This is a genomic window from Bacillus sp. OV322 (genome assembly GCF_900112495.1).
Classification (GTDB): Bacteria; Bacillota; Bacilli; order Bacillales; family DSM-1321; genus Peribacillus.
In genome coordinates this window covers 412,684-437,183 of sequence record NZ_FOMA01000005.1, presented here as the reverse complement: position 1 = coordinate 437,183, position 24,500 = coordinate 412,684, and the positions used below count along the sequence as shown (strand labels likewise).

Below are 24,500 nucleotides of genomic sequence, written 5' to 3'. Positions count from 1 at the left end.
ATAATACAAAGAGAACATGGAACATAAATAGTGAAGTGGAATTTTGGCTGGCTGAACGAAAGTATTTTGTCTGCCATCCGTCGATTGAAAGTTAAAAAACGCATAAAAGGGCTCATATGCCTAATAAGAGGAGTGTCACTTAAATGTTTTCTAAATCAGATCTTTTAAAAGTTTTGGAAGGAAACAGGAGGCTAACGGTCCGTACCATAGAATGCTTTCCTGAAAAAGATTTATTTCATTTTTCAGCGGCAGAAGGAATGCGTCCTTTTTCAGAGATGATCATCGAAATTTTGGGTATTGAACAAGCATATGTGCGAGGTATCGCTTTAGACAAATGGGAGTGGGAACCCGGCAGCATTAAAACTGCTGCAAAAGAAGAAATTTTATCTGCATGCCATAAAATCAGAGGTGAAACGCTCAAGCTTTGGGAGGAAATCACAGAAGAGCGGCTTTCCACTGTAGAAAAAGATCCCTTTTTTGAAGCTCCTCCAACAAGTCATTTAAGCCGGATGCTATACAGTCTTGAAAATGAAATCCACCATCGCGGGCAAGGATTTGTTTATCTAAGATGTCTTGGCATTGAACCTCCAGCTTTTTATGAACGCTAAAAATGGATATATAAAAGCACAGCGAATAGCCCGCTGTGCTTTTATATGCTCAAATCATGCAAGTTATAAGCTAAAGAGTGCGTTTCCATTTCTCGATAATTTCTTTTAACTGGCGCATATTACTTTGTAACTGGCTGAAGCGATGCCCATTGGCACCAGAAGGATGCGGGAAACCATACATATAAAAATGATTGGGCAATTTTTGCTTATTCGCCAAATCTGTAATCACAGCTTCAGCCGCTTTTCCAAGAGGTATAACCAGAAGCTGATGTTTCAGCTTTTCTAATTCATTTGGAAAGCAGTTAAAGGCATATGCTGATAACACGGAGGAACTGGAAATCTTCGGAATATGCCCTGTATAATTTTTATTCCGGTAAAATGCAGGGTGCTTAATTACTGATGTGGTGTGGAGAAGGCTTCTATTATCATGAAAAAGGGAAGATGACGCATCTAACTCCACTGCTTCGGCAATCCCGCAGTCATCGAGCATGCTTATTAAATTTCGTCTCATTTGACCAGAAAAACTAGCAGCCATTTTTACCTCTTTAAAAATCTGAATATCTTCCATTCCTTCAGAAACCCTCAACTTAGCTTCCTGAAAGGCTGTTTTCATTTGTGTCCAGCCAGGTGTTATGCCAACAATTGCAATTTTGGCTTCTGTATTGATAAATTCATTATGGGGGGAATAGTAGATTTCCAGGTCCCGATCCTTATTGAGAAGAAATTGCTCAGTAAGCAAGTCTTCTTTTGTGAATGTTTTATCAGATGGCAGAGCATCAATTTTTGATAGAAAGTTCATACCGCCTATCCCCCCTAATAATCAAGTAAAGCTATAAATAAGTTATACCACTGAAATAGGGGACATATACCTTAACGTCCAAATATCTATTTAAGTAGAAAGGAGAAATGACAATGAAGAAAACCTTTCCTGTTTTAGAAACAGATCGCCTGATATTACGGCAGGTAATAGAAAGTGATAAGAACGATGTGTTTGAATATTTGTCTGATCCCCGGGTGATGCAATATTACGGAATGGAGCCATTCACTGAGAGTAAAAGCATTCAATCAGAAATAGATTGGTATTCTTCTATTTTTAATGAAAAATCAGGAGTGAGATGGGGGATTTGTTTAAAAGATGATGGAAAGATGATTGGCAGCTGCGGATTTCATAACCGTGAGAGTAAACACTTCCGTGCAGAAATTGGCTATGAGCTGCATCATGACTATTGGGGAAAAGGAATTGCAAAGGAAGCACTGGCCGCTATACTTCTATATGGATTCACTGAACTAAAACTAATGAGGATACAAGCATTCATTGAGCCCGCAAATGTTCCTTCCCGCAGTTTGGTAAAAAAAATTGGTTTTAAAGAAGAAGGTTTATTGCGGAAATATGAATATACGGTCGGAAAATTTGATGATTTATACATATATTCACTATTAAAAGGTGAAATGTAAGAAAATGAAATAATGTAGTGAAGATTTTTCCTTTTTTTAGAGCAGTAATTATAAATGCAGTTACCAGTTCCTGCCGCACAATTTTTCTAATATCTGCGGTATAAAAGGTCATGCAACCTGTATATATAGCTGTAAACAGATTACGCCGTGCAAATGTATTTTTAATGTAAGAATCAAAGAAACGGAAAAATTTCTGTTCATAGAATATAATAAGAAGACCGAGAGATGCAAAATGAAAAAAAGAGGGATATATATGGACCATGAAACTACCTTATCTTTTGAAATGCAAATTGGCAGGCAAAAGCCCAGCACGATAAGAAATAAACAAACATCTTGCCCATTTTGCAATACATCTGATTTGGAAAATATTATTGACAGAGAAGGTGACATTATCCTTCTTGAAAATAAGTTTCCAACTCTGAAAAACACTTTCCAGACTGTGCTCATTGAAACGAACCAGTGCAATGGGGAGTTTTCAGATTATCCAAGAGAACATTTACATAAATTAATGAGATTTGCTTTCAGGAAATGGGAGGATTACGAGCAATCCGGCAATTATAAATCTGTTCTTTTGTTCAAGAACCACGGACCCTACTCCGGCGGTACCATAAGCCATCCGCATATGCAGATTGTCGGCTTAAAGCATGTTGACTATAAAGAAAATATTTCAAATAAGAATTTTGAAGGTACAGCCATCTTTAAAACTGAGGATGTTGAATTTAATATTTCCACTAATCCTATTATGGGTTTTTATGAATTTAATGTTTCTATTCAGGATATAAAACATGTTGAAAAAATGGCAGATTGTCTGCAAAACGGGGTTCACTATTTAAAGAATCACTTTCGCTCTAAAATAGAGAGCTATAATTTATTTTTTTACAAAATAAATGGTTCGTATAAGGGTAAAATTGTGCCCCGTTATGTTGCATCGCCTTACTTTGTCGGTTATAAAATCCCTCAGGTTTCGAATGATATTGATGTAATCGCCAACCAGGTTACGGAAATATATTTCCGGGGTGAAACTTCATCCATTTAATTTATTAAGGAAGTGTTATCATTAAAACTGATGTTAATTTAAAAAACAACGGGAAAGAAACTATAGATTCGAAATACATACAGCAGCATTTAGCAAACGAGAGGACTTTTCTTGCATGGGTCAGAACGAGCATTACCATTATCGGTGTTGGTTTCCTAATTACGAATTTGCATTTTTCTACGCTTTCAAAACTGTTAATGGGTGACGTTTTTGCTGCCATAATCGGAATAGGCTCAATTACAGCGGGAATTGCTGTATTGATTCTTTCGAGCTTCAGCTATTTCAGAAAAGGAAAAGACATTAATCAGCAGACCTTCCGTTTTTCCAATAAACTAATCATTTTTCTTTCAATTTCATTGTTAATCATTTTTCTTTTATTTTGCGCTTATTATCTGGTTGCCTGGGGACTGCTGTAATTAAATGATTTAAGTTCTGATGTGACAGAGTAATTAAGCAAGCGAGTGGTAAGGAGGAGAGTTGGTGATAACCTATCCAACATTGAAAAATAAAGGAGTTATTGGGATTACTGCTCCATCATCAGGCATCAGCCGGGATTTGCACAAAATGTTTCAGCAATCAGTGAGACGATTAGAGGAACAAGGATATAATGTCATATGCGGAGATACTGTTTGGACACAGGAAAAGGCAAAATCTGCATCTGCTTTCAAACGCGCTTCTGAATTTAACAGATGGAAACGTCGTAAACTTCAGGAAGAAATACACTAATGCTGAACCCTTGCTGTGGTATTTTGAAAATTGTTCATTATCTGCAACAGATCTAAGAAGATCTTTGGTACAAATGAAGCTTGCAGGTTGGTTCAACGATTGTTCAGCTATTTTATTCGGAAGAAGCGCTGCAAATGCACCAGTCCAAAATTACACAGCCAAAGATGTCTATTATGAGCTTTCAAGAGAGCTTGACATTCCGATTGTATATGATATAGATTGCGGGCATATGCCGCCTCAAATGACCTTTATTAATGGTGCCTATGCGAGAATTGAATCAGAAAGCGGTAAAGGAAAACTTGTTCAGCATTTTATTTAAACATCCTTTTTGCTGGCTGACTAAGAATGTTTACTATTTGTTCTCAATTTATGGACAATGGACCATTCTATTTAATAGAATAATAGATGAGGAAAATAAAAAGATATCCGGAAATTAAAAACTGAGAATAAGTGGCAGGAACAAAAAGTTCCTGTTTTCTCTTATTTCAGGGAACATCATACTTAAATGAGGGGGAGTAACATGATACGCTTTGGGATTGTGGGAACCAATTGGATTACAGACAAATTTTTAGATGCAGCTAAAAGCGCGGAAGACTTTATCCTCACAGCAGTTTATTCAAGAACTCAGGAACGGGCTGATGAGTTTGCCCGAAAATACAGAGCAGAACACACATTTACGGATCTTGCAGACATGGCGAAAAGCGATGTAATAGATGCTGTATACATTGCGACTCCAAATTCACTTCATGCAGATCAAGCCACACTATTTATGCGTAATAAAAAGCATGTCTTGTGTGAAAAACCCATTGCTTCCAATGCATTAGAATTACAGAATATGATTGAAACAGCAAAACAATATGATGTCCTTTTAATGGAAGCCATGAAGTTTAGTTTTCTTCCAAACTTTAAGGCACTGAAACAAAACTTACATCGAGTTGGCAAGGTAAGAAGGTATTTTGCGAATTATTGCCAGTACTCTTCCCGGTACGATTCTTATAAAGAAGGAATCGTATTAAATGCATTTGACCCTGCCTTTTCAAATGGGGCGTTAATGGACATAGGAATTTACTGCATTTATCCAATGGTTGCTCTATTCGGCCGTCCTATACAAGTCATTGCAAATGGCCTGCTTCTTGAAACAGGTGTCGATGGCGAGGGAAGTGCCATGTTTAAGTACAGTGAAATGGATGCAGTCATCATGTATTCAAAAATTACAGATTCTTCTCTGCCATCAGAAATTCACGGAGAAGAAGGCACCATAATCATTGACAGAATATCTACACAGGATAAAATAGAATTCCATTCCAGAAGCAATCTAAAAGAAGATATTTCTGCAGAACAAAATAAGCACACGATGTTTTATGAGATTCAGGAATTTATTAATCTCATTAAAAATGGAAAGCATGAATCTGATAAAAACACCTTTGAAAATTCTTTGATTACAATGGAAATTTTAGATGAAATCAGAAAACAAATTGGTGTCATTTATCCGAGCGACAAGTAAATTAGCGGGGATATAGAAAAGCTTTTACTGTATACAGAAAAATAATTATGATACTTTTTTTCTTATCTGTTTGAGTTAGTACGCTTGGCGGAGGGCAGCATGAGGAACCTTTAAGAATGATTTACTGCAGGAGATTTCTTCAGAACACAAATAAGGACCTGGCGGGATTTGAACCCGCAAGATGCACGGCAGTTATATCAGGATAAATGCTGGCTGCTCTTCCATTTGAGCTACAAGTCCATAGTGATAGTTTGCTCAATACAACGGAAATATATTCACGTATAGAATGCTCGAAAAGGACTTTTCTTCTTAATTAAAATTAAAATGGAAGTAAATTTGATGATTTTGGAGCGGGGAGTATGGCATCAACAATACCTGAAAAAATACAGCATATCGCTTCACCAGGTGACCGGAAGTTTTTTCATACATTAAAAGATGTTTTGCCGGATGATTATACCATATACTATAAAGCAGAAATTGGAGATAAACTTTTTGACTTTTTAATTATTGGCCCTCACTTAGGTATACTGGTTCTATCTACAACTGGTATTACAAATAAATCCCTTCTATCAGTGGGGGAGGATCAATGGCATTATCTGGACGCATCAGGACAAAAAAAAATTATGGAAAATCCGATGACACAGGCAAGAAGCCAGATGGATGAAATAGTAAGTTTGTTGAGCAAGGATAATAACTTGCTTCATCTTGAAGGTAAATACCGCTTTCAGCTGAAAATCCCATATGGCTGCGGTGTTGTTTTTACCAAAATGAATGAGAAGGATTTTATGGGGGCCGGACTTTATTCACTGATGGATCCTTATTTGTGCTTTATGAGTGAAGAACTTGATAAAGATGAAGCCGGATTCTCCATAGGCAAGTTCACGGATAAATTGTTTGATATGATTACAGTGCCTTTTCGTCTTTCTAAACCGCTGAAGAAGGAAGAAATCGGGGCAATTTCATATCATTTATTTCCTGAAATGAAGGAGTATGTGCAGGGAAATGATTCGCCTGATGAAACTCTTTTTCTATCCCCGCACACTATTAAAAACCCGCTATCAAAACAGAAGAATAGCAGGAAAAAGGAAATCGCGCCTTTTGACATCCGTGAATATACAAAAAATTTATCCAAAAATTATCCTCATTGGAATATCCTTATCTTGGCTTTTAATAGAAAAACTGCTCAAAACCTGCAGCAGCAAATGAATATTATCCTAAATGAACCTGAAGATTTATTTGATTTTGATTTTACCACCCAGAATATTGAGAGTCCAAAAAATCACCAGAACGTTAAAGTCCGGCATTTTCATTCTTGGATGAAATCCGAGTTGAAGGCCATTGGATCAGCGGTATTCAGCTCAAAAGAAATTTTGCTTCAGTTAAAAAAAGATTTTCCAGAATATGATGCTATTTTCATTAAAGAAAGCCAGCTATTTAAAGCAGAACAAATTGAATTCATTAAAATGCTTGCAGGAATTACTCAAGTGTAATAAAAAAGGAAAAAAACTGAACCCGTCTTAAGGCTCAGTTTTTTTCCTTCTTAAAACGTTCATGAATGTTGTTATATTTCATAGTTCCTGCTTCACCGAATTCGTAAAGTTCAAGAGACAAGGCGAGGTAGCGTTTTTCCATTAAAGAGGAGAAATGCTTTTTAATAATCTCAAACATATCTGCACAAACCGCCTTTTTATCTTCCTCGGACCGGCCTGATCCTATTTTACATATAGCATGCACAAAAGCATAGTCTTCCTCGCCATCTGCAATAAGATATTCTTTTAGTTCAATGGCCCTCAGGCGGATACCCCCAACAGGGAAGATGGATGCTCTAGCTATCAATGACTTACTGATTTTCTCAAGCAGGAAGGGGATATTCGCTTCTTGTTTAATGTTATCGGTGTATTCAATAATGATATGCGGCATTCGCTCCTCCTCTTAATGTTCGGCTATTTCCTTTTCCTTTACAATCGTGTTTAATAGTTTTCCAATTCCCTCTATTTCACAAATGACTTCATCTCCAGCTTTAGTATCGACAGATCCCTTTGGTGTTCCTGTCAGTATCAGGTCGCCGCAATTTAATGTCATAAAACTGCTTAGATATTCAATCAATGCCGGTATTCCGAAAATCATATCCTTTGTGGAACCTTCTTGTGTAAGGGCGCCGTTTACATAAGTCCGCAGTGTGAGGTTCTCAGGGTCTTCAATATCCATGGCATCTACGATCCAGGGACCAAGGGGTGTGCAGGTATCACGATTTTTCACAATCAGATTGGGTCTGTAGTAATTCTCAAGATAGTCACGAACGGCATAATCGTTCGCAATAGTATAGCCTGACACATAATTGTAAGCATCACAGGCTTTAATATTCTTTCCCTGCCTGCCAATGACGGCGGCAAGTTCACATTCATAATGCATAAAGCTGACATTGTCGGGGCGAATGGTATTTCCCCGGTTCCCAATAAAGGTATTAGGGCCTTTAAGAAAAATAAGCGGTTCTGAAGGAGGCTTAAAATCCAGCTCCATGGCATGATCCGCATAATTCAGTCCCAAAGCAAAAACAGTGTTCGGCACGATTGGCGGGAGCCATACAACATCCTGCTCAGAAACCAGGCATCCGTCCGGCAAAGCTAGATAGCCTTCTTCATATACAGCTTCATGAATTTGTCCTTTATAGGCAACACGTGCTCTTTTCACTGTGATCCCTCCTTATGAAGAGAGTCATCCGGCTGCAGCATGTTTTCAATAAACCCAATCTTCTCAATTGTTATTTTTACTATGTCGCCTCTTTTTGCGATAGGAGGATAAGCAGGAACACCGGCAAGCAAAACATCACCCTGATACAATGTCATGAAATTTGTAACATCAGCTAATAGCTGAGAAATTGGACGGACTAATTCACTAGTGTGATTTTGCTGCTTTAGTTCACCATTTAAGTAAACGGAAATGAGAAGGCTGTCAGGATCTTCAATATATTCCCTGTCAATGACCCAGGGGCCGGCAGGGCAAAAGCCATCCTGTATTTTCTCTTTAATGGCGGGTCTGTAAAAGCTTTGATGAGGGATGCTGACATCGTTCACAATTGTGTATCCTGATATATATTCATAGGCTGTTTCACGTGATATTTTATAAGCTGTTTTTCCAATTACAATTCCCAGAGCGGCCCCCATGGAAAGCCCATCCTCACCATCTGGAAAAGGTATCGGCGAATTACAGGCTATCAGGGTATTGGCAGGCTTAATATATAGCACGGGAGCTCTTGGAGGTGTGCCGTAAGGAGGAGCGAAGGTGTTTATCGAATTCAGGTCTTCTTGGTAGTTGAACATTGTTCCATATACAGTGCCTGATATCGGCACATCTAACGCTGCTTGTTTTATAGAAAGAGATTTACCATTTAAGAATAATGTGCCGGATTCGGGATCGGCTTTAACTTTTTGCCGCTGTCTCATCCCTGAAAATTTCACTTCTGCAAAGTTCAAAGAATTCACATCCTTTTCGAAAAGACTTTTCTACATTGAATACTGATAAAAAGCCCGCTTTGAATTGAAAGTTGAAAGGGTTTCGGAAAAGTTTTTTTCTTTTTAATATAATGCAACACCGTTTAATGTTCAAACTTTTCTAAAAACTTTTTATCTGTGTTGACTGGCAGCAGTAGATTGCAAGAAACTTTTCAATTTGCTCTTTCTATAAGATTGTTGTTTTTTAATGAGTTCTGTGAGGCGGTTCCACTGTTGATTAAAGTAAGATTCTGGAGCGCAAATCAGCCATCTTGTTCCAAAGCAGCAAGGTTCACGGAATGTTCGAAAGACTGAATAAGATGCAAGGCGCTCTTTGAAAGATAGCGATTTTCAAGCCAGATTACAGCAGATTCTGATATAAGAGGAGTACCTTTTATCTTCATAATGTGCAGATTCTCCATTTTAATGGACTGTAAAGCGGATTGCGGGACTATAGTTGCCCCGACTCCGCTTGCAACTAAGGATAAGATCATGGAAGGGTCGGGGCATTCACAGATAATATTGGGATGCAGCCCTTTTTTTATGAATTCATTCAGTACCAATTCATATTGGCCTGTGCCATTTATTCTATGCAGCAATAGGAGGGGAAAGGCAGAAATTTGTTTTAATGTAATGGATTCTTCGGTAGGGGCTCGAGTCTTCCATTCTTGCGGAAGAACGAATATATAAGGCTCCTTCGGCAGATGTATCATGGAGAATCCCTCGCCGGCTATGGGGAGCCGGACGACAGCCAGTTCAATTTCTCTTTCTTTTAAAAGCTCGCCGACTTGATAGGTATCTCCCTCTCTCAGCTGAAAGCTTACTTGAGGATAATTTTCACGGAAGGAACGGATACGGGAAGCAAGGTGAGAAAAGCAAGATTTATTGGCGCCGATGGTTAGGACTCCTTTGAAGCCCTTGGACATTTCCTTTACCTCTAGAATGGTATCGGAAGCCTGTGAAAGCAAATGTTTGGCTCGCTTGTAAAGAAGTTTTCCAGTAGAAGTTAATTCCATTTTCCTTCCATTACGTTCGAATAATTTCACATCAAATTCTTCTTCAAGATGCTTGAGCTGCTGGCTGAGGGGCGGCTGGGCCATATGAAGTTTATTGGCAGCACGTGTGATTTGGCCTTCTTCCACAATGGTACAAAAATAGAATAGCTGTTTCATGTCCATTAAATCACTGCCTTTATATATTTTTTTCATATGCAATGCCAATGATTTTAATATTTTTTATATAGAATAGCACATGGTACATTATTTATGAAAGGGTTTTCATAAAAGTTTTAAAATACTTCAATCCTAAAATACTGGAGTGATCTTCTTGCCGAAATTTGATGAAGTCAAGGCCATTCTCAGGGGATCAATTGCCCCTGTTGTAACTCCTTTTTATGAAGATGAAACGATTGATTATGATTCTTTTAAGCACTTAATCAGCTGGCATATTGACAGCGGGACACATGGCATATCTGTAACTGGAACTACCGGAGAGCCCAGCTCGCTGACTGCAGAGGAACGTGTTAAGGTCATGGAAACGGCGGCTGGAGAAATTAAGGGGAGAGTTCCTTTTGTGCCTGGAACAGGTTCAGTAAACCACAATGAAACTCTTTATCTGACAAAAAGGGCACAGGAAATAGGTGCCGATGCAGCTCTTATTATTGTTCCTTATTATAATAAGCCTTCACAGCATGCATTATATAAACATTTTAAAACCGTTGCCGATTCTGTGGATATTCCAATCATTATTTATAACATACCCGGCCGGACAGGAGTCAATTTGCACATTGATACACTGGCAAGAATAAATGAAGACTGCACAAATGTTATAGGAATTAAAGAGTCCAATAAAGACTTCGAGCATGTAAACCGTGTCTTGGCAAAGTGCGGCAGGGATTTTCTTCTGTACTCTGGTATAGAACTGCTTTGTTATCCTATGCTTGCAATTGGAGGAGCTGGCCATATCAGTGCAACTGCCAATATCCTTCCAGACAAGGTAGCTGAAATTTATAATGCATGGACCAGAAAGGACTTAGACCTTGCCCTGGACCTTCACTATGAGCTGATGGAGCTGAATGATGTTTTATTTAAGGACACCAATCCGGCGCCATTAAAAACAGCACTTGGAATGATGGGGAAAATTAAGCCCGTATTAAGAAAGCCGATGGATATTCCGGAAGCTTCTCTTCAGGCTGAAATCCGCCAGGTGCTGAAAAAGTATGTAAAGCTGCCAGACAGCGTGAAGCAATAAAGCTTCAAAATAACTGATTGTCCAAGATTACATGGATGTAAACTTTCCTGAGAAGACTCGTTCCTTCATGCCTTCTCAGGACAGATTATTCAAACTTCACTATGTCAGTTCTAAATACTGCGGACAGGGGTGAACGTATGCCAGCCAAACTTACAGATCAAAAAATTGAAAGCATCATATCAAGTATAGAAAATATTGATCTTTATATTAATGGAGAATTCATCCCTTCATATTCCAATTCTTCCTTCATTAATATCAATCCTTTCACAAACCAGAGAATTAACAGCGTAGCGGAGGGCCGCGAAGAGGATATCAAAAAAGCAGCAGCTGCCGCGAAGGATGCTTACAAAAATGGCCCTTGGGGCAAAATGAAAGTTTCTGAGCGTATGAAGTATTTGTATAGAATTGCAGATATAATAGATCAGGAAATAGAAAGAATTGCAGTTTTAGAAGCTTTGGACACCGGGCTTCCAGTATCTCAGACAAAAAAACAGACTGCCCGGTCTGCTGAAAATTTCAGATTTTATGCAAGGATGGCTGAGACCAGGCTTCATGGAGAAGCCTATCAGGCTGACGATGAGTTCATTAATTATACAATTTATAAACCTGTAGGGGTTGTAGGGCTGATAACTCCATGGAATGCTCCATTTATGCTTGAAACTTGGAAGGTGGCTCCTGCACTCGCAGCCGGCAATACGGTGATATTAAAGCCGGCTGAGCTGTCGCCGCTCAGCGCGCATATATTGGCCCAGGTCATTGATAAAGCCGGACTCCCAAGAGGTGTATTTAATGTAGTTCATGGGTTTGGTGAAAGGGCCGGAGCCTCACTTGTAGGAAATCCCGATGTGAACGCTATTTCATTTACAGGGGAAACGTCTACAGGCACAGTAATTCTTAAAAATGCAGCAGATACACTGAAGAGGACATCTATGGAGCTTGGCGGAAAGTCCCCCCTGATCATATTTGAGGACTGCGAATTTGAACGTGCACTGGACGCTGCAGTATGGGGCATATTTTCTTTTAACGGGGAGAGATGCACGGCAAACTCACGGGTTTTTGTCCATAAAAAAATCAAAGAACGTTTCATTGAAGCATTGAAAAGAAGAGTTTCAAACATTAAAATTGGCGATCCGATGGATACTGCGACTGAGCTTGGTCCGCTGATAAATAAAGAGCATGTCAGCAAAGTAAACTCCTATATTGAATTAGCAAAAAAAGAAGGCTGTGAAGTTTTTCAAGGCACTGTTTTTCCCGAAGCAAAGGCAGAGAACTTTGTTCCCCCGACTGTTTTGCTTCATGCCAGAAATGAAATGAAGGTATGCCAGGAAGAAATCTTCGGTCCTGTGATGGCTGTAATTGAATTTGAGGATGAACATGAAGTAATTGCTGCAGCAAATGATGTGAAATATGGGCTCGCAGGATATGTATGGACCAATGATATCAAACGGGGTCATAGAGTTGCACAGGCAGTGGATGCAGGGATGATCTGGATTAATGCTCAAAATGTGCGTGACCTCCGCATCCCATTTGGCGGGACCAAATCAAGCGGAATCGGCAGGGAGGGAGGTCATTATGCCCTGCTTGAATTTTACTCAGAACCAAAGGTTATTCATGTAGCTATCAATGACCATCATATCCCCCAGTTTGGAAAATAAGGAGGAGAAATTATGCCAGCCAAGACGGGGAAAGAATATTTGGACCGGCTGAAGAAAGCAAATAACAATATTTATCTCCATGGCAAAAGAGTGGATGATGTTACCGGCCATCCTGGACTTAAAGGCGTTGTGAAATCAATGGCGAAGCTATATGACCTGCAGTATGAAAAGCCTGAAATAATGCTCTTCAATTCACCCGCCTCAGGAGAAAAAATAGGGATCACATTCATGCAGCCCAAAACCATTGATGAAATCATCCAGCGGCGCCAGGCCATTCAGGAATGGGCGATTACATCATGCGGGCTGATGGGGCGCTCGCCGGATTATCTAAATGCTGAAGTAATGGCAATGGGGGCATCAAGCAGTTTTTTTGCCGAGGGAGACCCTATGTTTGCTGAAAATGCAAAATTGTATTATGAATATGCACGGGAAAATGATATAAGTTTGACACACACGCTGATCCATCCCCAGGTGAACAGGTCAAAAGCACAGCATGAACAAGAAGATGCAAATGTGGCTCTGCGCCTGACTGAGAAAAGAAGCGATGGGATCATTGTAAACGGGATCCGTCTTTTGGCAACACAGGGGGGAATAACAGATGAAATTCTCGTGTTTCCTTCGACCGTAAAAAAAGCTGGAGAAAAAGATGATGCTTATTCTCTTGCATTTGCCATTCCCAATAATACTGCTGGACTTAAATTTATCTCAAGGGAGTCATTTGACTGCGGTAAGAATGAATGGGATCATCCATTATCATCTCGTTTTGAAGAAGGAGATGCAATCGTTTCTTTTGAGAATGTATTCGTTCCGTGGAGCCGTGTTTTTGTCTGCGGAAATTCATCCATCTGCAACCGTACTTTCAGGGAAACGAATGCAGTGGTCCATATGTCTCATCAGGTAGTTTCAAAAAACATCATCAAAACAGAGTTTTTACTTGGTGTTGCCCTGTCGATAATGGATGCGATTGGAATTGATCAGTTTCAGCATGTTAAGGAAAAAGGGACTGAAATTATGCTGACGCTTGAAGCAATGAAATCGCACTTATACCGGGCTGAACATAATGCCAAACTTGATAAATGGGGAACAATGACACCAGAATACGCAGCACTGGACGCTGCAAGAAATTGGTATCCCAAAATGTACCCGCGCCTGGCCGAAATTATACGTATACTTGGTGCATCTGGATTGATGGGCATCCCGACCAAGGAAGATTTTGATTCTGAAGAAATAGGTCCTCTTATTCAAAGGGGATTACAGGGCAAGAATCTTGATGGTTATGAAAAGGTGCAATTATTCCGGCTGGCCTGGGACTTGACGCTAAGTTCCTTTGGAAGCAGGCAAACACATTATGAATACTATTTCTTTGGGGATCCAATAAGAATGGGAATGACTTATTTTGATAACTATGAAAAAGACTATGTTAAACAAAGAGTACAAGATTTCCTTAAAAGCGCGACGAAACATGACATTTCAGCCATTTAAAAGGAGGCAGCCATATGGCTTTTAACATTCTTCGTGCCGCAAGGGCCATTTTACATGTAAAGGACTTACAAGCATCACGTGAATTTTATGTAAAAGGTCTTGGCTTCATTGTAACCGAGGAAAATGATTCAGCCATATATCTAAGGGGGCTTGAAGAGCATTGCCATCATAGTCTGCTATTAAAAAAAGCAGAAACAAGCTGTGCTGAAGTAATGAGCTATAAAGTGCAGTGTAATGCTGATCTTGATAGGCTAGCGTCATTTTTTGAAAATAGGGGCATGAAAACATTGTGGCTCGAAAAAGGATCTCAGCATGCAATCGGGCGTGCTTTACGGGTTCAGGATATATCTGGGCTTCCTATTGAGTTTTTCTCGGAAATGGACCACACAGAAAGAATGCTTCAGCGGTATGATCTGTATCAGGGGGCCAAAGTGCAGAGAATTGATCATTTCAACTGTGCGGTAACCGACGTGGAAAAAGCCTGTGAATTTTATATGAAGGATTTGGGTTTCCGATGTTCAGAGTACACGGTTACAGAAGAAGAAAATATATGGGCAGCATGGCTGTTCCGGAAACCGGGAGTGCATGATATTGCCTTTATGAATGGAAATGGCCCTCGTCTTCATCATGTTGCCTTCTGGCTGAGTGATCCTATGGCTCTCATTCAGGGCTGCGATGTGCTGGCATCGCTCGGATATAGTGAAAACATTGAACGAGGGCCTGGGCGGCATGGTCTTTCAAACGCATTTTTCCTGTATTTAAGAGACCCGGATGGACACCGGATTGAATTATATAATGGAGATTATTTGACCATTGATCCTGATTTTAAGCCCATTCGATGGGATATCAATGATAAGAGGAGACAAACCTTTTGGGGTGCAGCTGCACCTGACTGCTGGTTTAATGAAGCATCGAACGTAATGGATGTTCATACCGGCGTACTGCTGGAAACACAAAAGCCATCTCTTGAACAGCATAAGCCAACTTTCATTATTTAAAATGAGCAGGTATCCATTTATGGATGCCTGTTTTATTATCCCGCTATTAATATATTAAACCCCATATCCCTAAAAAAATTGAACTATCCATGTCAGTTAAAATGGGATAAAATGTTTTACAAATAAAAACAATTGATTAGTGGAGGTATCTTAGTGAATATCAGGCTTTTAAACCAATCTGATGCAAAAGAGTATAAAAAAATCAGGCTTGAAGCTCTAAAAGATAGCCCAGAGGCTTTTTCATCCAGTTACGAAGAAGAAAAGAGTAATTCTATTGAACATTATCAAAAAAGAATAGAATCCTTTGAAGCCATGATTTTTGGAGCGTATGAAAACGGAGAGCTGATTGGAATTGTTTCACTGGTAAAAGAAAGCAAGATAAAGCTCAGACATAGAGCAAATATTTATGGAATGTATGTATTAAAGGAAAAAAGAAAGAAAGGCTTAGGCCGTGAGCTGATGAAAAAGACAATCAGCAAAGCAAAAGAGCTGAAGGATATCGAACAAATACACCTGTCAGTAACAAAAAAAAATGAGCCTGCTAAAAGGCTCTATGAATCCTTAGGTTTTGAAGTGTTTGGCATTGATAAAAATGCCTTGAAAATAGGAGAAGCCTATTTTGATGAAGACCATATGGTGCTATTTCTTTAAAAACAGAGCAGCCAAAATTTATGGCTGCTCTGTTTTCGTTTTTGCTAAGTATTTCGCATAATGGATGGTATTTCTTGCAACATCCAGTTCACCATTGAAGATTACCGGGATTCCCGGTCTCCAGTTTACCTCAAATATCCAGAACTTCTGATTTTTATCGATACCCAAGTCAATGCCTAATTCGTCAAATGATATATTATCATATAATGTGGCAAAGTGCCTGGAGAATAAGACAGCAAACTTTTCCAGATTCCTTTTCATGTTATACCACGAATCCTCAAACTCTCTTTTTAAAAATTCGTCCAGCAAACAGGAGTATCCTCCGCTGCTTATGTTGGAGGTTATGCTGCCGAGCGGTCCTATTCTCGGATAAATGGAGCTAATGACCCATTCACCTTCACCATCCCTTTGAACATGTAAACGAAGATCATATACATGGCCGGAATTGATTTTGCAGGTTAAAAAGGGCTGAACTAAATAATCCCGTTCTTCATATTTTTCGGCGATTACCTTTTGCAATTGTGATTTGCTAAGGCTCGATAAATTGCCTGCCTCATTTACTTTGAAACTATTTTTATTTTCTTTTTCAATGTAAAGAATTCCTCCTCCCTGTCGTCCAGTTACAGGCTTAAAGATAACTTGCGCATAAGTATCTATCATATCAAAAACTATTTGGGAATTACTTGCTTCTTCAGTCGGTATTAGGTATTGCGAGAAGTCCTTTCCACTTTTGATCCGGTTATATACACTCACTTTGTTGCCGATTGAATGACTTGTAAAAGGAATTCTCTGTGCTAGGTAATCATACATTTCAGAAGCCTGTTCGCTAATGGGCGGACTGGCATTATATATGACTTCAGGAAAAGGAAATTGCTTTTCAATCCATTGGCCGTTTTCATACACTTTTCCTGTAATGGTTTTAGTATTTATATTTACCTTTCCAGGCGTAAAGTAAAAGAAATCTGCACCTTCAGCCTTTGCAACGGCATTATACGCATAGGCTTTTATTACCTTCTCTGGATTTTCTCTATGATGAAGCATGCCAATTAAGGTCATTACATTTCCCTCCGCTCTAAATTGGTTTTCTCAGTAAAATATTAAGTAGGGCTTTTCCACATTCCCATTTCTTTTCAATATGAGAACTTTTTATTAGAATCGTCATAATTTATTTTATAGGTTGTTTGAAAAATTGTTATGTAGGTGGGATTAATCAAATAATGGACACGATTGTATTTGTAGCTTCAAGTAAATCTGGATCCAGCCGGGAAGCTATCAAAGCGGCAGAACGACTGGGATATTTCACAGTGCTGTTAACAGATAGAATTCAATTTATGGAGCAAAGACTGGAGTTTCCTGATGTTCACCAAATGATATTCGCGGATTTATCGGACATCAGCAAATTAAAGGAAATCATAGCTGATTTAATCAAACAGGGAAAAGTCATTAAAAATATATTTAGTTTTATGGATCCTAATGTTCATTTGGCAGCGTCATTGGCTGAGGAATTCTGTACAAGTGTAGTCTCGTCTGCTCCGATTCTTCAGATGGAGGATAAAGTGCTGACACGCAGCATGCTTAAAGATCTGCCTGTATCACCATACTTTTCCATTTATACTCCTGGAAATTCACTGAAAGATTTTGTTTGGGAGCATCAAACCAAGCTGCCTTTAATCATTAAATCTCCGATATCCGCAGGCTCAAAGGATGTGTTAAAGGCCAATAGCAAAATTCAATTAAAGTCAGCGATGAAAAATCTTATCCGTAAATATGGCAAGAAACCAATTCTGGTCGAGGAGTTTTTAATCGGTCCGCAATTTTTGGTTGAAACCCTGGTTCATGACGGAGAAGTGCATATCGCTGCAGTGATAGAACAGGAAATAACATTCCACAAACGATTCATTGTAACAGGATATATTTTGGATCCATTCTTAAATGAAGATTTTTATCATAATATTCAGCAAACCGTTCATTCTATTGTGGATACATTTGGAATGAAAAACGGTGCATGCCATATTGAAATGAGACTGGTAAATGGAGAGTGGAAGGTCATTGAAATTAATCCCCGGATTTCCGGAGGTGCCATGAACCGAATTATAGAGGTAGGGTATGGAATCAATTTAGTTGAAGAAACAATCCAGTCATTTCAAGGAAACAAGCCAAATCTTAAAAGAAACCATGAAAAATATGTATATGTCCATTATTTGACCGTGGAAAACGAAGGCCAGCTCATCAAAGTAACAGGAGCCAATGCTGCTGCTAATTTTCCTGGGGTAGAAGAGGTTTTTATAAAACCACGAAAAGGGAAATTTTTAAGAGCTCCATTATCGATGGGAGACAGGTACGGGTATGTGATGGCATCTTCACACAGTAAAGAAGACGCAATAAAAATTGCACAAGAGGCCGCGAAGGAAATTAAATTTCACCTTGAAAAAAATCCAGAATCCTTAAAACCAAGAGAAGGGAAAGAATCAAAATGAATGAAGAAAAGTCATTAAAGAACATGGTGCAGCATGTTGCTTTGCCAAACGTATCTATAAATAAAAAGCTAGTAAGTAAACTGAAGAAACAGCTGAATACAAAGCTGGGAAGATTTCATTTAATCGAGTCACAAATTATGGACAAAGATTAGGCATGCTCTTTTTGAAATAAGTTATAGTCGAATTGCATTAACGTATATTGATAGGTAGGCAATATCTAAAAAAATAAAAAGTTAATGCTGGCACCATTCAATGTGTTTTCAGCATTGGGAGGAGAGATAGCATGAAAGCTCTATTTTTGGAACATATATTAAAAGCAATGGGAGAAACGCCCTCTGAGGCCCATGAAAATGTCGAAATTATCCATGTAACACGCGAGCTTTCTGAAGCAGGAAATAACACCGTTTATTTTCGTGTAAAAAAAGGGAGAAGACTGGATGGAAACAGGTTAAAGAAACATATAAATTTTTTCATAGTGACAGATGAACCCTTTTCTAATATGGAAATGTTATCTCCATACCAAATCATCATGGTAAAAGATGTGTTTAAAGCATTTTATGCTTTCACATCGTATTACAGGCATTTATTTGATATTCCAGTGGCAGCCATTACCGGAACCTGCGGTAAAACTTCCGTAAAAGAAATGCTTAAGTATATTCTCAATAAAGAAATGACTGTCCAGGCAACAAAATCAAACAAAAACGCTAACTGCTATAATTTGCCTTATTTGCTGGGTATTGACGAAAATACCGATGCAGCCGTCTTCGAAACGGCCATTGCAAGGCGTGGAGACATGATGGAAGCATGCAGGTATTTTTTTCCTACCATAGGGATTTTTACGATGATAGGCATAGACCATACAGACAAAATCTCCACTTTCGAAGCGTATATAACAGAAAAGGCAAAGCTAATGGAAGGCTTGCAAAACAGTGGAACCCTTATTATAAATAGTGATGATAAAAATATTATGACAATAGATTTTTCAGGTTACTCAGGTAAACTTATTACCTATGGAAAAAAAGAGAGTGCTTTTTTGCAGATAAAAGAAATTCGTTATGAAAACGAATGCATGAAATATAAGTTGTCCTGTGAAAATCAAATATATGAGGGCACTATTCCAGGTCTGGGTGAGCATTGCGTGTATAATGCTGCTGCTGCCATAACTGCTGCAATGGAAATGGGAGTCGACATACAGACTTCAATCAGCAGGCTTGAGACTTTTACTACATTAAAATCCCGTTTTCAATTGATTAAGGGGAAAAATGATATGACTATAATTGACGATACATGGAAATCCAATCCCGCTTCTTTGGAAAGCGGACTGAAGACTCTAAATGATCTTGAATTTCCATCATGCAGAAAAATTGCTGTATTAGGCAGGATAGCAGCCCTTGGAAAATATGCCGATTCGGAATATGAAAGAATCGGAAAATTGGCTGCACAATTTGGAATAGATAAACTGATTACAAAAGGATCCCTGGCTAAAGATTTAGGAAAAGCAGCTATAAGTGCCGGGATGAAAAAAGAGAATGTTTTCAATTCTTCTGACCCTGAAGACATACTGGAGATATTTGATAAATGGCTTCTCCCGGGTGATATCGTTTATTTTAAAACTGGGGGAGATGATGAAGCGTTCGAAACATTCATTTCCTATCTGAAATAAAGAGATTAACTCATTATAAAGATAACAGCGCTGCTGAAATAGCATCGCTTTTTTATTTTTAATTACCATCCCGGAAAACGATTTTTCAAAATCCATAAATAAAAAGGGTTTTCTTATAAATTCTGAGAATAGATAACTACATGATAAATGAGGAGGAACGTAGATGTTTCCCAACAAAGTAATTTCATCTTTCAACGAATTAGAATATTCCCTTTATAATTATATTACTCAACATGCCAATAAAGTGGTATATATGCGCATTCGCGAGCTTGCGGACGAGACACATGTATCCACTTCCACAATCCTCCGGTTTTGCCGTAAAAATGATTGTGAAGGCTTCTCAGAGTTTAAAGTAAAGCTAAAGCTGTATTTAGAAAAAAGTACAGTCAACAATTTAAAAAGCACACATCATGCATTATCAGAATTTGTTGAAAGAACCTTAAAGGGCGGATTTGAATCATATATCCAGGAATCATCACACCTTATAGCACGATCAGGTAGCGTTATTTTCCTCGGAATCGGCAGTTCCGGCATTATGGCTGAATATGGAGCACGTTATTTTTCAAGTCTGGGAAAATTTTCTCTGTACATTAAAGATCCTTTTTTCCCAATACATAACAGGCTTCTTGAAAACAGCATCACCATTGCCATGTCTGTGTCAGGGGAGACACACGAAATCATCAACTTAATAAAAAAACTGAAAGAGAAGGGAAGCACGATTATCAGCATCACCAATCAGAAAAACTGTACCATTGCCAATATTTCCGATTTAAATATTTCCTATTATGTTACGGAGGAATACATAGAAGAATCCAACATTACCAGCCAGATACCCGTGGTGTACATACTCGAATCTATTGCACGTGAAATTCACAGGAGCGGTAAAAGGGAATAAAAAACACCCTGTTTTTAAAATGTAACAATTACCAAGCAATGATACAAATTACAGAATATTCAAAACTCATTTACACTATTTTTGAAAGCGTATACAATTTGATCAAGGAGGAGGAGATGTCAATGATACATACAGGTAAGGGCCGCTTTCCTGATAACTTTCTTTGGGGTTCGGCCACAGCTGCCTATCAGGTAGAGGGCGCTTGGGATCAAGACGGGAAAGGGCCATCCGTTTGGGATACATACACAAAATTGCCTGGCACGACTTTTAAAGGAACTAACGGCGATGTTGCCGTAGACCACTATAACAGGTTCAGGGAAGATGTTGCATTAATGGCTGAAATGGGGCTGAAAGCATACCGTTTTTCCATTGCTTGGAGCAGGATATTCCCTAAGGGGAATGGAGAAACAAATGAGCAGGGACTTTTATTTTATGATCAGCTTATTGAAGAATTGCTCAGATATAAAATTGAACCGATTATTACGGTTTACCACTGGGATGTTCCGCAAGGTCTTATGGATGAATACGGGGCATGGGAATCAAGGCAGATCATTGAAGATTTTAATGATTATTGCATAACCCTTTATAAGCGCTACGGCAGCCGTGTAAAATATTGGGTCACTTTGAATGAACAAAATGTATTTATCGGTCTTGGCTATAAGTCAGGGATCCATCCTCCGGGCGTAAAAGATTTAAAAAGAATGTACAATGCCAATCATATTGCTAATTTGGCCAATGCCAAAGCAATACAGTCTTTCAGGAGATATGTGCCAGGAGGCAAGATAGGGCCAAGCTTTGCATATGGACCCAACTACCCATTCTCATGCCGCCCGGATGATGTGATGGCATTTGAAAACGCAGAAGATCTGAATAATCATTGGTGGCTGGATATCTATTGCTGGGGGAAATATCCAAAAGCATCATGGAAGTATTTAGAAGAAAATGATTTGGCGCCTGATATCCATGCAGGTGACTGGGAACTTCTTGAATTTGGCCGGCCTGATTTTATCGGCATCAATTATTACCGGACCGGTACAGTGGAAATGAATCCGGCTGATGGCGTTGGCCAGGGGGATATGAATACGACCGGCCAAAAAGGCACTACTCCGGAAAGCGGCGTTCCAGGACTGTATAAATCTATAAGAAACCCTCACTTAGAAGCTACCAATTGGGATTGGGAAATCGATCCCGAAGGTTTGCGCATTGGTCTCAGAAGACTTACAAGCAGGTATGGGCTGCCTATTTTGATCACTGAAAACGGACTGGGAGAGTTTGATACTTTAGAGGATCATGACATCATCAATGATGATTACCGGATAGATTACTTAAAATCACATGTTGAAGCCTGCCAGAATGCTATAAATGATGGTGTCATGCTGCTTGGATATTGTACTTGGTCATTTACAGACATCCTCAGCTGGCTGAACGGATATCAAAAAAGGTATGGTTTTGTATACATCAATCGTGATGAACACAGTGAAAAAGATTTACGGAGAATAAAGAAAAAAAGCTTTTACTGGTACAAAGAAGTCATCAAGTCGAATGGAAATCATTTGAGTTTTATTCCTTCACAAACTGAGGAATCCAGATAACATCCTAAATAAAAAGCATAGGGGGAAAAGTGATGAAAAAAATTCTGCTAGTATGTGCAGCCGGCATGTCTACAAGCCTTCTGGTGAACAAAATGAATGATGCTGCAAAAGAGAAAGGGATAGAAATTGATATATTTGCTTTACCTGTATCGGAATGCTCCAGTGTTTCTGCAGAAGTTGATGTGGTGCTGCTTGGCCCGCAAGTACGCTACCAAAAGCCGCAGGTGGATGCCATCATCGCTGGGAGGGTGCCTGTTGAAGTTATAGAGATGAGAGATTACGGAATGATGAATGGAAAAGCCATTCTAAGCAGGGCGCTGGACTTAATGAGCCAGTTTGAAGAAAATTGATAATTTTTATTATAGCTCCAATGAAATTTTTTAATAGAAGCTTAATCCACTAAAGGGGGAAAAATGAATGGGATTCATGGCGGGATTTGAGGGGTTCATGGAGAAGGCTCTGGTTCCAGTTGCAGCCAGGCTCAACTCACAAAGGCATATTGTTGCTATACGTGATGCCTTTATCTTAGCATTTCCGATTACATTGGCGGGATCCTTGATTGTACTGCTGAACTTTGCCGTCTTAGCACCGGACGGATTTATCGCAAAAATACTTTTCCTGAATAAGCTGTTTCCGCATCTTTCTGATTATCAGCATATTTTCACACCGGTGCTCAATGGTTCTTCCAATGTGCTGGCAATGTTCATTGTTTTTCTGGTTGCAAGGAATATGGCACTTGCCTTGAAAGCAGATGAGCTGCTTTGCGGACTGACTGCTTTATCTACATTTTTCATTATTTACCCTGCCTATAAAGTTGTTGATGGAGCAAGCTTCCTTTCTACGCAATGGCTGGGAGCTCAAGGCTTGTTTGTTGCCCTGATTGTAGGCTTGATTGTGGGTGAGCTTTTCAGCAGGCTGTCAAAGTCTAAAAAACTGCAGATTAACATGCCTGCTTCTGTTCCTCCGGCAGTAGCCCGAAGCTTCAAAGTGCTATTTCCTATCATCATCATTACCGTAGGATTTTCAGTTGCCAACGCGATCATTTTAGAAATTTATCCTAAAGGTTTACATGAACTTATTTATGCAGTCCTTCAAACTCCGCTTAAAAATCTGGGAACCAGTATTTTCTCGCTTGTTATTTTGGCTATTGTATCCAATCTACTTTGGGTATTTGGCATTCATGGACCTAATACGGTGGCAGCCATCCGTGAAGCCATGTTCGCTGAACCAAACCTTGAAAACCTGAATTATGTTGCACAGCATGGATCTGCATGGGGAGCTCCATACCCTGTCACATGGGCGATCAATGATGCATTTGCCAACTACGGCGGATCTGGAATGACATTAGGTTTGCTGATTGCTTTGTTCATTGTTTCTAAAAGGAAGGATTACCGGGAAATCGGAAAACTTTCAATCGCTCCAGGACTCTTTAATATTAATGAGCCTGTTATATTCGGATTGCCGGTAGTTCTTAATCCAATATTGATCATTCCTTTCATCCTTGTCCCGGCCATCAATGTTATTATCGGTTATACTGCCATTACCACTGGGCTCATTCCGCCAATTGCCTATCAGGTCCCATGGACAACACCTGGACCGTTAATCGCATTTTTAGGAACAGGCGGAAATTACATTGCATTGCTGATCGGATTTGTATGTCTGGCAGTTTCCACAATTGTTTACCTGCCATTCGTATTAGCATCAAATAAAGCTGCATCCGTTAATAATTCAAGCAGCAAGAAAAATCAGAAAGACCTTCCAGCATAAGGGAATAACAATGAATACTTATAAAATAAAATTTTATTGCGGACAAATTTCCTTTGTCCGCAAATTCTTTAATGAATATCAGGATGAAAAGGTAAAGACAGTTTTACTTTCAGAATCCAAAATAACAGCTGTTTTTGAGGTAGTCACTTCACTGTCAGGGCAAGAAGCGGAGCAGTATTTAATGGACAAATTCAAAAAATCGAAATACGGACCGGCTCTTTATTATACCGCTAGCTGTATAGAGTAAGCA

The 24,500-nt window shown here is 39.1% G+C and carries 25 protein-coding genes, 1 tRNA gene and 1 pseudogene; 20 read left to right on the top strand and 7 right to left on the bottom strand.

Annotated features, from left to right (window positions below):
• The first annotated feature begins 143 nt into the window (after positions 1–143).
• A complete protein-coding gene (locus BM126_RS14940; RefSeq protein ID WP_090990236.1) occupies positions 144–608 on the top strand; it encodes a DinB family protein in 465 nt (154 codons plus the stop codon).
• 70 nt (positions 609–678) lie between these two features.
• On the opposite strand, the gene BM126_RS14935 is transcribed toward BM126_RS14940, so the two are convergent.
• Positions 679–1,407 (bottom strand): hypothetical protein, encoded by a 729-nt coding sequence (locus BM126_RS14935; protein ID WP_090990235.1) that lies wholly within the window; start codon positions 1,405–1,407, stop codon positions 679–681.
• A 113-nt stretch (positions 1,408–1,520) separates the two neighbouring features.
• Between BM126_RS14935 and BM126_RS14930 the strand changes: the two genes are divergently transcribed.
• The 5 genes and pseudogenes from BM126_RS14930 to BM126_RS14910 all read left to right on the top strand — a co-directional run bounded on the left by BM126_RS14930 (position 1,521) and on the right by BM126_RS14910 (position 5,329).
• The gene (locus BM126_RS14930) at positions 1,521–2,063 is read left to right on the top strand and encodes a GNAT family N-acetyltransferase (RefSeq protein WP_090990234.1); all 543 of its coding nucleotides are present in this window, start codon (positions 1,521–1,523) and stop codon (positions 2,061–2,063) included.
• Between the two features lie 253 nt (positions 2,064–2,316).
• Positions 2,317–3,099: a DUF4931 domain-containing protein gene (locus BM126_RS14925; protein ID WP_177201448.1), complete on the top strand. Its 783-nt coding sequence runs from the start codon at positions 2,317–2,319 to the stop codon at positions 3,097–3,099.
• A gap of 17 nt (positions 3,100–3,116) precedes the next feature.
• Positions 3,117–3,515, top strand: coding sequence for a YidH family protein (locus BM126_RS14920; protein WP_371261460.1), 399 nt, complete (start codon positions 3,117–3,119; stop codon positions 3,513–3,515).
• A 64-nt stretch (positions 3,516–3,579) separates the two neighbouring features.
• A pseudogene (locus BM126_RS14915) lies at positions 3,580–4,144 on the top strand (LD-carboxypeptidase).
• A gap of 201 nt (positions 4,145–4,345) precedes the next feature.
• A complete protein-coding gene (locus BM126_RS14910) occupies positions 4,346–5,329 on the top strand; it encodes a Gfo/Idh/MocA family protein (protein WP_090990232.1) in 984 nt (327 codons plus the stop codon).
• 153 nt (positions 5,330–5,482) lie between these two features.
• Here BM126_RS14910 and BM126_RS14905 read toward each other — a convergent pair.
• A tRNA-OTHER gene (locus tag BM126_RS14905) sits at positions 5,483–5,569 on the bottom strand.
• A gap of 119 nt (positions 5,570–5,688) precedes the next feature.
• Between BM126_RS14905 and BM126_RS14900 the strand changes: the two genes are divergently transcribed.
• The gene (locus BM126_RS14900; RefSeq protein ID WP_090990231.1) at positions 5,689–6,819 is read left to right on the top strand and encodes an NERD domain-containing protein; all 1,131 of its coding nucleotides are present in this window, start codon (positions 5,689–5,691) and stop codon (positions 6,817–6,819) included.
• A gap of 34 nt (positions 6,820–6,853) precedes the next feature.
• Here the strand turns inward: BM126_RS14900 and BM126_RS14895 are convergent, their stop codons facing one another.
• From BM126_RS14895 to BM126_RS14880, 4 genes are all read right to left on the bottom strand, one after another.
• The gene (locus tag BM126_RS14895) at positions 6,854–7,249 is read right to left on the bottom strand and encodes a 5-carboxymethyl-2-hydroxymuconate Delta-isomerase (protein ID WP_090990230.1); all 396 of its coding nucleotides are present in this window, start codon (positions 7,247–7,249) and stop codon (positions 6,854–6,856) included.
• 12 nt (positions 7,250–7,261) lie between these two features.
• Positions 7,262–8,020 carry a fumarylacetoacetate hydrolase family protein gene (locus tag BM126_RS14890; RefSeq protein ID WP_090990229.1) on the bottom strand — a complete coding sequence of 253 codons (759 nt, stop codon included), beginning with the start codon at positions 8,018–8,020 and terminating at the stop codon, positions 7,262–7,264.
• Positions 8,017–8,811 carry a fumarylacetoacetate hydrolase family protein gene (locus BM126_RS14885; RefSeq protein WP_371261453.1) on the bottom strand — a complete coding sequence of 265 codons (795 nt, stop codon included), beginning with the start codon at positions 8,809–8,811 and terminating at the stop codon, positions 8,017–8,019. Before BM126_RS14885 ends, BM126_RS14890 begins: the two co-directional genes overlap by 4 nt.
• Positions 8,812–9,083: 272 nt before the next feature.
• A complete protein-coding gene (locus BM126_RS14880) occupies positions 9,084–10,028 on the bottom strand; it encodes a LysR family transcriptional regulator (RefSeq protein WP_256213115.1) in 945 nt (314 codons plus the stop codon).
• A 118-nt stretch (positions 10,029–10,146) separates the two neighbouring features.
• Between BM126_RS14880 and hpaI the strand changes: the two genes are divergently transcribed.
• The 5 genes from hpaI (at position 10,147) to BM126_RS14855 (ending at position 15,856) form a co-directional block, all read left to right on the top strand.
• Positions 10,147–11,070, top strand: coding sequence for a 2,4-dihydroxyhept-2-ene-1,7-dioic acid aldolase (gene hpaI / locus BM126_RS14875; protein WP_090990227.1), 924 nt, complete (start codon positions 10,147–10,149; stop codon positions 11,068–11,070).
• A 137-nt stretch (positions 11,071–11,207) separates the two neighbouring features.
• Positions 11,208–12,725 (top strand): 5-carboxymethyl-2-hydroxymuconate semialdehyde dehydrogenase, encoded by a 1,518-nt coding sequence (hpaE, locus tag BM126_RS14870; protein ID WP_090990226.1) that lies wholly within the window; start codon positions 11,208–11,210, stop codon positions 12,723–12,725.
• Between the two features lie 12 nt (positions 12,726–12,737).
• Positions 12,738–14,207, top strand: coding sequence for a 4-hydroxyphenylacetate 3-monooxygenase, oxygenase component (gene hpaB, locus BM126_RS14865; protein WP_090990225.1), 1,470 nt, complete (start codon positions 12,738–12,740; stop codon positions 14,205–14,207).
• Positions 14,208–14,221: 14 nt separating this feature from the next.
• Entirely contained in the window at positions 14,222–15,205 is a 984-nt protein-coding gene (hpaD, locus tag BM126_RS14860; protein WP_090990224.1) for a 3,4-dihydroxyphenylacetate 2,3-dioxygenase, read from the top strand.
• A gap of 153 nt (positions 15,206–15,358) precedes the next feature.
• A complete protein-coding gene (locus BM126_RS14855; protein WP_090990223.1) occupies positions 15,359–15,856 on the top strand; it encodes a GNAT family N-acetyltransferase in 498 nt (165 codons plus the stop codon).
• An 18-nt stretch (positions 15,857–15,874) separates the two neighbouring features.
• Here BM126_RS14855 and BM126_RS14850 read toward each other — a convergent pair whose 3' ends face one another.
• Positions 15,875–16,912 (bottom strand): YheC/YheD family endospore coat-associated protein, encoded by a 1,038-nt coding sequence (locus BM126_RS14850; RefSeq protein ID WP_090990222.1) that lies wholly within the window; start codon positions 16,910–16,912, stop codon positions 15,875–15,877.
• A 161-nt stretch (positions 16,913–17,073) separates the two neighbouring features.
• Here BM126_RS14850 and BM126_RS14845 point away from each other — a divergent pair, with 161 nt between their 5' ends.
• The 8 genes from BM126_RS14845 (at position 17,074) to BM126_RS14815 (ending at position 24,497) form a co-directional block, all read left to right on the top strand.
• Positions 17,074–18,333 carry an ATP-grasp domain-containing protein gene (locus tag BM126_RS14845; RefSeq protein WP_090990221.1) on the top strand — a complete coding sequence of 420 codons (1,260 nt, stop codon included), beginning with the start codon at positions 17,074–17,076 and terminating at the stop codon, positions 18,331–18,333.
• Positions 18,330–18,485, top strand: a complete 156-nt coding sequence (locus tag BM126_RS22475; protein ID WP_177201447.1) for a hypothetical protein — start codon at positions 18,330–18,332, stop codon at positions 18,483–18,485. The genes BM126_RS14845 and BM126_RS22475 overlap by 4 nt, the downstream gene beginning before the upstream one ends.
• A 131-nt stretch (positions 18,486–18,616) precedes the next feature.
• A complete protein-coding gene (locus BM126_RS14840; RefSeq protein ID WP_090990220.1) occupies positions 18,617–19,996 on the top strand; it encodes a Mur ligase family protein in 1,380 nt (459 codons plus the stop codon).
• 163 nt (positions 19,997–20,159) lie between these two features.
• Positions 20,160–20,891 carry a MurR/RpiR family transcriptional regulator gene (locus tag BM126_RS14835; protein WP_090990219.1) on the top strand — a complete coding sequence of 244 codons (732 nt, stop codon included), beginning with the start codon at positions 20,160–20,162 and terminating at the stop codon, positions 20,889–20,891.
• Between the two features lie 122 nt (positions 20,892–21,013).
• Positions 21,014–22,483, top strand: coding sequence for a glycoside hydrolase family 1 protein (locus BM126_RS14830; RefSeq protein WP_090990218.1), 1,470 nt, complete (start codon positions 21,014–21,016; stop codon positions 22,481–22,483).
• 32 nt (positions 22,484–22,515) lie between these two features.
• Positions 22,516–22,833: a PTS sugar transporter subunit IIB gene (locus BM126_RS14825; RefSeq protein ID WP_090990217.1), complete on the top strand. Its 318-nt coding sequence runs from the start codon at positions 22,516–22,518 to the stop codon at positions 22,831–22,833.
• 67 nt (positions 22,834–22,900) lie between these two features.
• Positions 22,901–24,250, top strand: a complete 1,350-nt coding sequence (locus BM126_RS14820) for a PTS sugar transporter subunit IIC (RefSeq protein WP_090990216.1) — start codon at positions 22,901–22,903, stop codon at positions 24,248–24,250.
• A 10-nt stretch (positions 24,251–24,260) separates the two neighbouring features.
• Positions 24,261–24,497, top strand: a complete 237-nt coding sequence (locus BM126_RS14815) for a hypothetical protein (RefSeq protein ID WP_090990215.1) — start codon at positions 24,261–24,263, stop codon at positions 24,495–24,497.
• The last annotated feature ends 3 nt before the right edge of the window (positions 24,498–24,500 follow it).

Bases quoted from the DNA above. Each gene is read 5' to 3' on its own strand.
- BM126_RS14940 (WP_090990236.1), top strand. From the start codon at position 144: ATGTTTTCTAAATCAGATCTTTTAAAAGTTTTGGAAGGAAACAGGAGG.
- BM126_RS14910 (WP_090990232.1), top strand. From the start codon at position 4,346: ATGATACGCTTTGGGATTGTGGGAACCAATTGGATTACAGACAAATTT.
- BM126_RS14845 (WP_090990221.1), top strand. From the start codon at position 17,074: ATGGACACGATTGTATTTGTAGCTTCAAGTAAATCTGGATCCAGCCGG.
- BM126_RS14850 (WP_090990222.1), bottom strand. From the start codon at position 16,912: ATGACCTTAATTGGCATGCTTCATCATAGAGAAAATCCAGAGAAGGTA.
- hpaB (WP_090990225.1), top strand. From the start codon at position 12,738: ATGCCAGCCAAGACGGGGAAAGAATATTTGGACCGGCTGAAGAAAGCA.
- BM126_RS14930 (WP_090990234.1), top strand. From the start codon at position 1,521: ATGAAGAAAACCTTTCCTGTTTTAGAAACAGATCGCCTGATATTACGG.
- BM126_RS14880 (WP_256213115.1), bottom strand. From the start codon at position 10,028: ATGAAAAAAATATATAAAGGCAGTGATTTAATGGACATGAAACAGCTA.
- hpaE (WP_090990226.1), top strand. From the start codon at position 11,208: ATGCCAGCCAAACTTACAGATCAAAAAATTGAAAGCATCATATCAAGT.
- BM126_RS14835 (WP_090990219.1), top strand. From the start codon at position 20,160: ATGTTTCCCAACAAAGTAATTTCATCTTTCAACGAATTAGAATATTCC.
- BM126_RS14825 (WP_090990217.1), top strand. From the start codon at position 22,516: ATGAAAAAAATTCTGCTAGTATGTGCAGCCGGCATGTCTACAAGCCTT.
- BM126_RS14830 (WP_090990218.1), top strand. From the start codon at position 21,014: ATGATACATACAGGTAAGGGCCGCTTTCCTGATAACTTTCTTTGGGGT.
- hpaD (WP_090990224.1), top strand. From the start codon at position 14,222: ATGGCTTTTAACATTCTTCGTGCCGCAAGGGCCATTTTACATGTAAAG.
- BM126_RS14815 (WP_090990215.1), top strand. From the start codon at position 24,261: ATGAATACTTATAAAATAAAATTTTATTGCGGACAAATTTCCTTTGTC.
- BM126_RS14900 (WP_090990231.1), top strand. From the start codon at position 5,689: ATGGCATCAACAATACCTGAAAAAATACAGCATATCGCTTCACCAGGT.
- BM126_RS14840 (WP_090990220.1), top strand. From the start codon at position 18,617: ATGAAAGCTCTATTTTTGGAACATATATTAAAAGCAATGGGAGAAACG.
- BM126_RS14925 (WP_177201448.1), top strand. From the start codon at position 2,317: ATGGACCATGAAACTACCTTATCTTTTGAAATGCAAATTGGCAGGCAA.
- BM126_RS14935 (WP_090990235.1), bottom strand. From the start codon at position 1,407: ATGAACTTTCTATCAAAAATTGATGCTCTGCCATCTGATAAAACATTC.
- BM126_RS14820 (WP_090990216.1), top strand. From the start codon at position 22,901: ATGGGATTCATGGCGGGATTTGAGGGGTTCATGGAGAAGGCTCTGGTT.
- BM126_RS22475 (WP_177201447.1), top strand. From the start codon at position 18,330: ATGAATGAAGAAAAGTCATTAAAGAACATGGTGCAGCATGTTGCTTTG.
- BM126_RS14895 (WP_090990230.1), bottom strand. From the start codon at position 7,249: ATGCCGCATATCATTATTGAATACACCGATAACATTAAACAAGAAGCG.